The sequence below is a fragment of the Anaerofilum hominis genome, assembly GCF_014287275.1.
Lineage (GTDB): Bacteria > Bacillota > Clostridia > Oscillospirales > Ruminococcaceae > Pygmaiobacter > Pygmaiobacter hominis.
In genome coordinates this window covers 184905-196497 of the sequence record NZ_JACONZ010000003.1, presented here as the reverse complement: position 1 = coordinate 196497, position 11593 = coordinate 184905, and the positions used below count along the sequence as shown (strand labels likewise).

The 11593-nt window shown below is 56.4% G+C and carries 9 protein-coding genes; 1 reads left to right on the top strand and 8 read right to left on the bottom strand.

The genetic code is table 11. From position 1 onward, the window contains the following. Positions 1-14: 14 nt before the first annotated feature. Entirely contained in the window at positions 15-2006 is a 1992-nt protein-coding gene (locus H8S23_RS09420) for an FtsX-like permease family protein (protein WP_186888090.1), read from the top strand. Between the two features lie 334 nt (positions 2007-2340). Here the strand turns inward: H8S23_RS09420 and H8S23_RS09415 are convergent, their stop codons facing one another. From H8S23_RS09415 to H8S23_RS09380, 8 genes are all read right to left on the bottom strand, one after another. Then, positions 2341-3180 (bottom strand): alpha/beta hydrolase, encoded by an 840-nt coding sequence (locus tag H8S23_RS09415; RefSeq protein ID WP_186888089.1) that lies wholly within the window; start codon positions 3178-3180, stop codon positions 2341-2343. A gap of 10 nt (positions 3181-3190) precedes the next feature. Beyond that, positions 3191-4213: an ROK family protein gene (locus H8S23_RS09410; RefSeq protein ID WP_186888088.1), complete on the bottom strand. Its 1023-nt coding sequence runs from the start codon at positions 4211-4213 to the stop codon at positions 3191-3193. A gap of 452 nt (positions 4214-4665) precedes the next feature. Beyond that, positions 4666-6186 carry a sugar ABC transporter ATP-binding protein gene (locus H8S23_RS09405; protein WP_186888087.1) on the bottom strand — a complete coding sequence of 507 codons (1521 nt, stop codon included), beginning with the start codon at positions 6184-6186 and terminating at the stop codon, positions 4666-4668. A 30-nt stretch (positions 6187-6216) separates the two neighbouring features. Beyond that, positions 6217-7209, bottom strand: a complete 993-nt coding sequence (locus tag H8S23_RS09400) for an ABC transporter permease (RefSeq protein WP_186888086.1) — start codon at positions 7207-7209, stop codon at positions 6217-6219. Between the two features lie 112 nt (positions 7210-7321). After that, on the bottom strand, positions 7322-8167 hold the full coding sequence (locus tag H8S23_RS09395; RefSeq protein WP_186888085.1) for a sugar ABC transporter substrate-binding protein: 846 nt from the start codon (positions 8165-8167) through the stop codon (positions 7322-7324). Positions 8168-8485: 318 nt separating this feature from the next. After that, the gene (locus H8S23_RS09390; protein WP_186888084.1) at positions 8486-9292 is read right to left on the bottom strand and encodes an MBL fold metallo-hydrolase; all 807 of its coding nucleotides are present in this window, start codon (positions 9290-9292) and stop codon (positions 8486-8488) included. A gap of 469 nt (positions 9293-9761) precedes the next feature. Further along, the gene (locus H8S23_RS09385; RefSeq protein WP_186888083.1) at positions 9762-11219 is read right to left on the bottom strand and encodes a YfcC family protein; all 1458 of its coding nucleotides are present in this window, start codon (positions 11217-11219) and stop codon (positions 9762-9764) included. Between the two features lie 167 nt (positions 11220-11386). After that, entirely contained in the window at positions 11387-11545 is a 159-nt protein-coding gene (locus tag H8S23_RS09380; RefSeq protein WP_186888082.1) for a hypothetical protein, read from the bottom strand. Positions 11546-11593 lie beyond the last annotated feature (48 nt).

The window sequence follows — 11593 nt, the reverse complement described above, 5'->3', positions numbered from 1 at the left end:
AGGGGGTGTCCGCCGTGCGTGATCTCTCCTTTTATCCCCGTCTCGCCCTCACCAACCTGAAAAACAACCGGCAGACCTATTACCCTTATCTGCTCACCTGCATCCTGTGCGTGATGACCTTTTACACCGTGCTGTCGATCTCGGTCAACTCCAGCTTTGAAAGCCTGCCCAGCGCCGCCTGGGTGCAGATGGTGATGATCCAGGGCGTGTTTATCATCTCCATCTTCTCCGCCATCCTCATCTTTTACACCAACGGCTTTCTTATCCGCCGCCGCAAGCGGGAGCTGGGGCTGTACAATATCCTGGGCATGGAAAAGCGCCACGTGGGCCGCATGATGCTGTTTGAAACGCTGTTCACAGCGCTTTTCGCCATCGCCTCCGGCCTGCTGCTGGGCATCGTGTTCAGCCGGGTGATGTTCCTCATCCTGCTGCGCATGCTGCATCTGGGCAGCTCCATCGCCTTTCAGCTCTCGCCCGCCGTACTGATCGTCACCGCCGTGCTCTTTGCGGTGATCTTTCTGTTCACACTGCTGTCCAACCTGCGGCAGGTGCGTCTGGCCAACCCCGTAGAGCTGCTGCACGGCGGACAGGTGGGCGAGCGGGAGCCCCGGACCTCCTGGCCGACGGCGATCGCGGGGGTCCTCTGCCTGGGCGGCGGCTATGCCATCGCAGTGACGGTGAAGAGCCCGGCCGCAGCCATCCTGCTGTTTTTCCTGGCCGTGATGCTGGTCATCGCCGGGACCTACGCCCTTTTCACCGCGGGCAGCATCGCGCTGCTCAAGACCCTGCGCAAAAACAAAAAATTTTATTACCGCCCCAAGCCTTTCATCGCCGTCTCGGGCCTGATCTACCGCATGAAGCAGAACGCCAAAGGGCTTGCCAGCATCTGCATCCTCTCCACCATGGTCATCCTGACCATCGCCACCACCCTGTCCCTTTACGCCGGGCAGGAGGGGATGCTCGACCGCGAGTTTGGGCGTGAGGTCACCGTCTCGGCCCGCCCCTCCGAGGGCGGCCTGACGGAAGAAGAGGTGGACGCGCTGGTGGACGAGACCCTGGCCGAGGCGGGCGTGACCGCCATCCACCGCAACACCTACCGCTACACCACTTTTATGGCCCAAAAACAGGACGGCCTGCTGTCCCCGCAGCAGGATCTGGGCCCGGCGGCGCCGGTGCTGTCTCTCACCGTGCTGCCGCTGGAGGATTACAACCGCATGGCCGGGCAAAACCGCACCCTGGCGCCGGGCCAGGCCCTGGTTTTTACCGACGGCACGCCCTACGGCAGCGGCACAGTGACCCTGGGCCAGGACACCTGGTATGTGGCGGAGGAGCTGGACAGCTTCCCGCTGGCCGAGCGCACCAAGGCCGCCCTGTTCAGCTCTTACACCGGCGAGTGCTACATCGTACTGCCCACTGCAGAGGAGGTGCTCACCCTCTCGCACCTCTACGGCGGCAACGCCGGCGACCAATTGCGCCGCGCCTGCACTTTCGACCTTGAGGGGGACGATGCGGCAAAGACCAGTTTTTCCGGCAGCCTGCAGGAAAAGCTTCTGCCTCTGCCGGGCACCTCGATGAACTCGGTCCATCTTGTGCGCGAATACTGGTACTCTCTGTACGGGGGCTTCTTCTTTTTAGGGGTGTTCCTGGGCGCGCTGTTCATGATGGCCACCGCCCTCATCATCTACTACAAGCAGCTCTCCGAGGGCTTTGAGGACCGGGGCCGCTTTTTGATCCTGCAGCAGGTGGGCATGAGCCAGAAAGAGGTCCGCTCCACCATCCGCAGCCAGATCCTGATGGTGTTTTTCCTGCCGCTGGCGGTGGCGCTGCTGCACACGGCCTTCGCTTTTCCGGTGATGCGCACCATCCTTACCGCTTTCGGCCTGTCCGATCTGGTGCTCTTTTTTCTGTGCACGGCGGGCACGGCGCTGGTCTTTTCGCTGCTCTATTTCGCCACCTATTCCCTCACTGCCCGCACCTATTACAAGCTGGTGGGCCACACCATCTGACCTGCCGGCACAACGCCAAGGAGGAACGAGCCCTATGAAACTAAAACATTTTCTGATCCTGGGCGTCCTGGCGGCAGCCGCCGTGCTGCTCTTTCGCAGGGCGCACCGCTTCTGCAACCCGGAACTGAGATAACAAGCGCGCCGGCAAACGGCGCGGGGCATGGGGGATGATCGTTAGAAATAAACAGGGAAAGATCTTATCTCCCCCCGCGCTAAAAAACTGCCTCAACGATCCCGTGCGGCAGAGTTCTCCGCAGGCAGGGCGCTTTCACAACTGTCGAGGGGGACAAACGCGCATCTTACGCGTTTGTCCCCCTCGACAGTTGTTTTTAACTTATTTTTCCCTACGCACATTGCCGCTGCTGATGCCTGCCGCCTTTTCCTCCAGGGGCAGCCAATTCAGCACATGCTGTAAATATTCGCTCCAAAAATTGAAATCGTGGATACCCGGTCCCTCTTCATAGGTAAGATCGGCCCCCTGGGCCTGCAGAAAATCTCGATAGCGCCGGTTTGGCTCGATGAGAAAATCCTCGGTGCCACAGGCCAGATAAAGCCGGGGAACGACGCCCGCTTGCCTTGCCCGCAGATAGAGAGCCTCGCAGTCCTTGTCGCTGCCGGCAAGCCTGTCGAGATCGCCGAAAATGGCCTGGTAATAACTGCGCCGCTGGGTATAGTCGCTGCTGCTGTCATCCGCCGCCATCATCCTGTCCTGGATCAGTCCGCTGGACAGTCCAGCCGCATATCCAAAGGTCTCACTGTATTTGAGCCCGTTGCGGATGGCGCCGTACCCCCCCATGGAAAGACCTGCAATATAGGTGTCCTCCCGCTCGCGGGAGAGATGGAACAGCCTGCGAGTCTGCTCCACCAGCTCTTCCCCCACAAAGCGTCCGTAGCCCTCGCCGGTTGCGGCGCAGTCGACGTAAAAATGATTTTCACCTGCGGGCATGATCACCGCCAGGCTCCGCTCCTGCGCCCACATCATGACGCCGCTGGCGCAGATCCAATCCATGTTGTTCCCATAGATGCCGTTGAGGAGATAAAGGGTCTTATAGGGTTTGTCCGCGGGGCGGACAGGATCGCCGTCATAGCGCACGTTGTCCACCGGCACCACCGCGGTCACCGGTACCGTGCGCATCAATGCTTTAGAAAACAGTTCAATTCGTAATAAAGCCATTTTTTTCTCCTTATTCCGGGAGCGTTAGGGCTCTTCCAACGTTTTCCTGTTTCCACACATATTTTTCCGGGAAACACAAAAAATTGTTGATCATCTGATAGGTGGCCCCAACGGTCTCCTCCATGCTCAGATCCCGATCGTCGTATACAAATTCGATCTTCTCTTGCCGATCCATATACTTGAACTCAAATACCTTATTGAGCAGTTCCCTCCGGAACACCTCGTCCGCTTTGCCGAAGTTGCCCTGGAACACCACATATTCCGGAGCCACGGATACGATCAGGCCACGGATTGCGATTGAAAAGATCTGCGCGTAGTACCGGGATTCCCGGCGGCAGAGCACATCCCCTTTGGCAGAACCCTCAAACAGCTTTTCAAAGGTCATCTCCGCCACGGGGATCTCCTTGAGACAGCTTTTTCGGTATTCCTCTTCCTGGGCCGCCAGTCGCTCCCGCATTCTTCCGCTGCTGACCATCCGCTCCAGACATCCGTGCCCGCCACAGGGACAGGGCTCCGGATCGTCCGGTTCCACAATAATGTGCCCGAGCGCTCCTACCAAGCTTTTAGTCCCGGTGGTGGGCTGCCCGTCACGGAACAGCGCCCCGCCGATACCGGTAGAACAATAGAAAGTCGCCACTTCCCCCTGTCCATAGCGGCTGAAATCCCAGTGCAGCAGCGCGCTGCCAGCCGCCTTACCGTCAGAAGTGATGATGATGTCGCGGGCGTCGGGAAAGATCTCCTGCAACGGTTCTGTCAGCGACCTGCCGAAATCCGATCTCGGCCAAGCCGGAAACGGAGTGGCCGCTGAAAGCCTTTTTTCTGTTGTGTACCCCAACGGGACAGGGAAACAGATCCCCAGTACTCGACTGTCCGGGTATCGTTCCATGATCTCCCGGGCCCCTCGTCGGATCTGCTCCCACATCATATCCATGCAGAGCAGGCGGACGGGGCCGCTGCTCCAATGGGCGACACAATTGTAATGCAGGTCGGTCATATTGAGGGTCACCTCATGGTGATGCAGCAAAATGCTCATCAGTCTCACCCTTGGGTTGAGGGTAAACCTCTCTGGCCGCTTGCCGCCTACGGTGGTACTGTCCCCCTTGCCACAAGAGCACAGGGCGCCGATCTGCAAATGATATTCAATACACTTTTTTACCGTCTGACGGCTGATTCCCGTTCTCTCGGAGACCTCTGCCGCAGTCAACATCCCGCTGTTGTGAAAAGCCGCCAAAACTGTCCCGCGATTTCCATTTTTTAGGTCTGCCGGGACCGACGCGGATATTTTGTGCATCAGTCGCTCCTCCTTTTCTTCCTGCTCTACCGGGGCAGTCCCCATGAGAAAGTCCCGTCGGCCTCGCTCCCTTCTCTCATAGGAAAAACCGCATCGGGCAATTTCTTTTATTCTAAGACGAAGAGCGGTTTGACGCAAGCATTTTGGCCCCTTTTCAGCAAAAACAGGCGTCTCGGCTGGAACTGTCCTGCTCATTATTCTCCGATGGCCGCCGCCATGACTGCAGTCTCCGTGGTCTCTCCCCGGTCTCGGTGCAGCTCGGCAGTGATCTTGCCCCCCGCCAGCACCAGTACCCGGTCGCTCATGGAGAGCAGCTCTGGCATATCGGAGGAGACCATCACAATAGAGACCCCCTGTTTTGTGAGATCGCTCATGATCTTATAAAAATCCGCCTTGGTCCCCACGTCGATCCCCTTGGTGGGTTCGTCCACCAACAGGATACGGGGCTCGTTCATCAGCCACTTTCCCAGAATCACTTTTTGCTGGTTGCCGCCCGAAAGCTGCACCAGCGCAGTCTCCATAGAAGGGGCCTTAATGCGCAGCTGAGTCATCTGCTTTTGTACGACTTTTTTCTCTTTGCCTTTTTTAATGAAAAACCTTCCGGGCAGTTTGGGCAGATTTGCCACCGACATATTTTCCCTGATACTCAGCATCCAGATGATCCCATTGAGCTTGCACTCCTCTGTGATGAAACCGATGCCGTGGCGGATAGCGTCCCGCGGACTGCGGATATTTACCTCTTTGCCGTCGATAAAGATCTTTTTATGTACTCCCATCGTATACTGCCCAAAAATCGCCCCTAAGCTTTCACTGCGCCCAGCGCCCACCAGGCCGCCGATGCCCAAAATTTCACCTTTGCGCAGGGAAAAACCGATGTCCTCCACAATGTTTCGGCCGCGGATGTTAGGATGGGGCACGCTCAGGTGCTCCACTCGCAGCACCTCCTCTCCAAAGCCGTGCTCATCCTTGGGATAAAGGTTTTCTACCTTGCGGCCCACCATTTCCTCAATCAGGGTCTGTTTTTCTACCTCGGCGATCCTGTGGCAGTTGATGGTCTGGCCGTCCCGCAGCACCAGGGCACGATCACAAATGCGATAGAGTTCTTCCAGTTTATGGCTGATGTAGAGGCAGGAAACCCCTTTTGTCCGCAGGCTGTCCAGGATCTCCATCAGAGTGTCCACTTCCTGATCCGTGAGTGCCGTGGTGGGCTCGTCGAGCACCAAGATCCCAGGGTTCTTGGAGACCGCCCGCATCAGGCTGAGCAGCTGCATCTGACCGCTATTTAGCGGTCGCACCGTCATTTTGGGGTCTAGGTCCAGCTTCGCCCGCTCCAGGAGGGTCCGGGCATCCGCGTACAGCTTTTTGTAATCGATCCACCCGTTTTTGCCCGGGAGACTACCCACAAAGAGATTTTCCGCGACGCTGGCGTCCAGCATCATGTTCATCTCTTGATAGACCATCTCAATGCCATGAGCCTGTGCGTCATGCACACCAGTAAACCGTACCGGGCTGCCATCCAGAACGATCTCCCCTTCATAATCGCCCGCGGCGTAGCTTCCGGAAAGCACTTTCATCAGGGTAGATTTTCCCGCGCCATTTTCTCCGCAAATACCCAGGATTTCCCCTCGGCAAAGCTCCAAGTTGACGTCTTTCAATGCAATCACACCCGGAAAGCGCTTAGTGACGTTTCGCATCTGCAGTACAAAATTACTCATCGTCGTTCCCCCTTTCCATTTGTGCGTACATCACAGCCCGCCGCCGCTTTTGGCCCTGCGATACCGGTCGATGAACAGAGAGATCACCAGGATGAGGCCAAAGATCATGTTCTGCCAGTTGGTGGAGACCCGCATCAACACCAACCCGTTGTTGATGACCGCCAGCAGCACACAGCCCAAAAAAGAGCCGAGAATGGTGCCGGAACCGCCCATCATCGAAGTACCGCCGATGATGACTGAGGCCATAATGGTCAGCTCGGTGCCAGCGCCCGCCGCCGGCTGTCCGCTGTTGAAGCGGCTGCACATGCACACGCCGCAAAAAGCCGCGAACACTGAGACCATGATCTCCACGATATATCGGGTCTTCACCACGTTGATGCCGGCCAGCTTTGCGGTCTCGCGGTTGCCGCCGCAGGCCGCCACCGCCCGGCCAAATTTAGTGCGGTTGAGCAGGATATGCATGGACACGCCGATGACAACCGCAAGGATGATGGTCCAGTGGACCATTCCAAACGCTTTGCCCTGGCCCAGCGCCTTAAAGGATTCGTTGCCCAGATTGGAGACGGCGATCCCATCGGTGGTGACCAAAATAAAGCTGTTGACGATTTTGGTCAGACCCAAAGTAATGATAAAAGCCGGCAGGTTAAAAGTGACCACCAGCGCTGCCTTGAGCGCACCTACAACGGCACCGGCCGCCAGGGCCAGTAAGATTGAGGGGAAGATGCCAATATGAAAATCGGCAAGGCCCCAGGCGCAGACCACACAACCCAGCGCAGTGGATGCGGCGATGGAAAGGTCCATGCCTCCGCTGATCATCAACAGCGTGAGCGGTGCAGCAATAATAAAGGTATAGCTGCTGCTGCGCAGGATATCCACCAGGTTGGTAAAGGCAAAAAAATCGCTGTTGACGCAGCCAATGATGACCAGAAGAATGACCAGAGGCAGCAGAACGCCGGTCTCTGTGCGCGCGAAAAAAATCGAGGCCAGGCTACGCTTGTTTTCTTTGTTTTTTAAGGTATTCATCCTTTTGCAAAGCTCCTTTCAGGCGGTCGGGACGTTTCCTGCTTTCTTCAAAAGCGGGGGGACGGCTGAACGGCCCGTCCCCCGCTTTGTTTCTGCTTTAAAATGGGCAGGCTCAGCTCAGCGTGATACCTTTTTCAGCAGCATAGCTCTCTACATCCTCCGCTTTGATGACCACCGAACCGGAGTCGTTGTCGAACTCTACGTCCCCGCCGTCCATCAGCGTCTTGATCATCATGCAGCTCTGATAACCCATGGCATAGAAGTCCTGGGCAATAGTGCAGTCCAGCGCACCACTCATAATGTAGTTCAGCATATCCGCTGCATCGTCGATGCCCACCGAGATAAAGTCGTCCTGAACGCCGTTTTCATCCACGTAGTTTGCCACACCAATGCAGCCTGCTCCATCCGCGCAGACACAGGCATTGATCTGCGGGTTGACCTTGATCAAGTTTGCTATTTTTTCTGCCGCGGTGATCTCGCTGGAATTACAGAATTCCTGGCCGTAAACAGTGATGTTCGCGTAGTCTTTCAGATATTTGGTAAAGGCGGCAAACTGCTGGTTTTGAGTTTCGCTGGTGGCCTCGGTCTGCATATAGACCACAGTCACCTCCTGATCCCCCGCCAGTTCTACCAGAGTCTTGGCTTGTGTGACTCCCATACCGTCCGGATCGGTGCCGATCCAGAAATTCTGATATTCCGGGCCCACCGAAGCATTTGTAGAGGCGATATAGACACCCCGCTCAAAAGCAGGTTTCAGTACATCGCCGAAGATCTCCGGACTATAGTAGGTGCCGATCAGCACGTCGGCGCCATTGTTGAGAGCGGTCTCGCTGAGTTCTACCATCACCGTAGTGTCATTTGGGGTGGCGGGAGCCACATATTGGCCATCCCAGCCCAACTCTTCACAGGCGGCGTAAAAGCCGGCCTCAGCCTGTCCCCAGACAGCACCACCCTGCATGACACCCACAAAGGTCGCAGAAATTTTTTTGCTGTCTCCGACAGAACCGCCTGAAGCGACAGAGCTGTCGCTGCCGCTGCCGCCGCAGGCTGCAAGGCTCCAACACAGGGCCAGGGTCAAAGCAAGTGCGATAAGCTTTTTCATGTTTGTCCTCCTCAAAATTTCATGTTACGATTTTTAATTACGCAACTTTGTTGTGTAACAAGCGTATATCTTTTTCTTTTTTAAGTCAATCATTTTTGTAATATCCATCTATTTTTTGGATAATAACACAAATTCAAAACGGCTTTTGTGAGCATAATACCGATTCCCTTGACCTTATGCAAAAATGTGTGAGGGCAGATATTGCAGTTCTGCGCGACCAAAGCTGGCATAGAGCGCCGGCTCAAGGCCCATCACCTTGTCCGCATTGCTGACGCGTCCCACAATGGAACCACTCACTACTCCGTCCACTAGGTCGATCAGGTCGGCCAACAAACCCAAACTAAGCGGATTGTAGCCCGGCACCAAAGTGGACTGGAACTGTTGATAGCTGTGTCCACCCCAAAATTTCATCCGTCCGCCTCGCTCCACCAGCCACTTCATCAAGGAGATAAGGCTGTGGTAATAGACCTCCAGCGGCATTGCGCCGGGCACCTGCAGCCAGACGCCATAACCGCTGCCGATCGCGTCCCCTGTGAACAGCAGATCGCGGCTTGCGTCCCAAAAGACCACACTGCCCGGGGTATGCCCCGGCACCTGGCAAATCTCCAGCTTCTCTTTTCCCAGATCGATCACCGATCCGGTATGGACACCCTGGGTGGCCTCCAAGTCCAACTGTTTACCATGCATGTGTTGGCATAATATTTCCGAGGGAAGCTTTAATTCTTCATGGCAAAGATAGATCTCTTCAAATTCATCCATATGATGCATATGATCAATATGGGCGTGGGTAATAGCCAGTACCAATGGTTTTTGAGTCAATTGGCGTACCGTCGGGAGGATCTTGCCCCCTGGGGTGATACCGGTATCGATCACCGCCGCTTTCTCTTGCCCCTCCACTACATAGAAGGAAGAATCACCCGCGTCCAGAATGCTGTAGACGCCTTCTCCGATCCAAGTAACCCTGAAGTCTTGCATGATCATGCTCCTTAAAAAATATAGTTACAAAACTTAATTTTATAACTTACCATAACGCACACCCTCTCTTCTTGTCAAGCGGTGATGTGCACACAACCTCTTTTTTGTGACATTTCATAAATTTTCCGTTGTGCTTTTGGACAAAGATTTCCCTTTCAATTCATTAGAGCTGAAAGTTTTTTATGCGCAGAACACCCCCCGGACCGCTTACGGAAACACTGTTCCCGATCGGTATGTGCAGAGGCGGCTGCCGGGGTCTCATTTGCGGTCCCATTGCCCTCAGGGTCTGCATCAAAAAACAAAAAAGAGACCGTGACCTTCGAATACAATTTTGTAAGGACACACATACAAACCGCCATCACAACGCAAAAAAGGCGCTTTCCCGGCTGAGTTTGCCCACCGGAAAAGCACCTTTTTGTACATTCTTTTATTGTGGATTGGTTTGCAGTGCACCTGCCCTGTACTTTATCCGCTTTCAGAACGGCCCGTAGCCCAGCGCCACGCAGCCCATCAGCACCGCCACGCTGAGCAGCAGGGTGCCCAGCTGCAGCTTCCAGGTCCATTTGAACCACTTGCCATAGGACACCCCCACCAGGCCGATGGAGATGAGCAGCACCGCATTGGTGGGAAAGATCATGTTGGTAAATCCATCCCCGAACAAAAACGCCTGCACGGCGGTCTGCCGGGTGAGACCGACAAGATCGACCAGCGGCAGCACCAGCGGCATGATGAGAAACGCCTTGGCTGTGGCCGAGCCGATGAAAAACTGCAGCAGCAGCACAAAGGCCAACAGCAGCAGCACGGCCGTATAGGGCGAGGCGCCGGCGATCACGCCGTAGGCGGCGTTGAGGATCGTGTCCATGATACCGCCCTCGGAGAGGAGAAATTTTGCGCTGAGGGCCAGCAGGATCAGCAGCACGCTGGGCGCGATGGCGCCCATGCCGGAGAAAAAGTTTTTCGCCAGCCCCTTTTTCAGCCCCGCAATGCGCCCGGCCGCAAGGCCGCCCACCGTGAAGCAGAGCGCCATCACCGGCAGAGAGTAATCGGACAGTCCCTCCACAAAAAAGCCCGCCAGGATATAGACCAACACCACCCCGAAGCCGCAGCCGAACACCAGCGCGGCCCGGCGGATCTCTTTTTCAGCCAGAATGTTCCCGTCCACGCTGGACAGATACCGGTCCCGGATGGACAGGTCGTGCTCCCACACCAGCGAGGAGCGCGGATCTTTTTCCACCCGCTTTGCGTACCGCAGCAAAAAGGCGGACAGCAGGGCGTAGACCAGCACAAAGACCCCCGCCCGGAGCGCCAGTCCGCTGAAAGCGGGCAGGCCGGCCAGCTTTTGAGTGATGCCCACGGTAAAGGGGTTGAACGTTGCCGACGCAAAGCCAAAGCCCACCGACAGGATGCTCATCCCCAGGCCCACCAGGGAATCCCACCCCAGCGACAGGGCCAGGGCTACCGTGATGGGCACCAGCGTGACCGTCTCCTCAAACATGCCGATGGTGGAGCCCACCAGCATGCACAGAAAGACCATCATCAGCAGCAGCCTGTATTTTTTGTGCCCGAACCTGTGGATCACCGCCGTGATGATATAGTTGAGCACCCGGCTTTCATCCAGCACCTGAAAGGTGCCGCCGATGAGCAGCAAAAAGGCGATGATCATGGCCGCGGTCACGCCCTCGCTGCTGAACAGCACCTCCACCGGCGCAGTCAGCCAGTGCCAGACCGGCAGCCGCACCGTCTGCGTCAGGTGATAGGTGCCGGGCACCACGGTCTGCCGCCCGTCCACCAGCGCGTATTCAAAACTGCCCTGGGGCAGCACCAGCGTGAGCACCCCGGCCAGCACCACGATAAACAGCAGCACAGCCAGCGTGATGACAAAGGTCCTGGCGCTGATCTGCAGCCCCTTTTTTTCCTGTTTTTTCTCCTCCATATGCCGCTCCCCCCGGCGGCCCTGCCGGGCCGTCTTTCCCGTTTGACGTTTTGGATAGTACCATACTACCCGACCCGGACGGCGCTGTCAAATGGCGGGCTGCCCGCCGGCGTTTCTCTTTGCCTGCCGCTGTAAAAATGCTATAATGATAAAAAAATAGCCGTGGGCTATTTTTTAGCAGCCATGCGGCCTGTCCTCAGGCCGCGGCGAATAGAAATCAGTTGTTTTTTATTGCGGAGCAATAAAAAATAGCCGCAGGCTGTTTTTTCGGCCATCTGCCCGGCTGCCGCGACAGCGGCGAGGGCGGGACCATCAGGATCAATCATTTTTATTGTACGGCAATAACAGGCCCTGCCCGTGCAGGAAAAGACTTT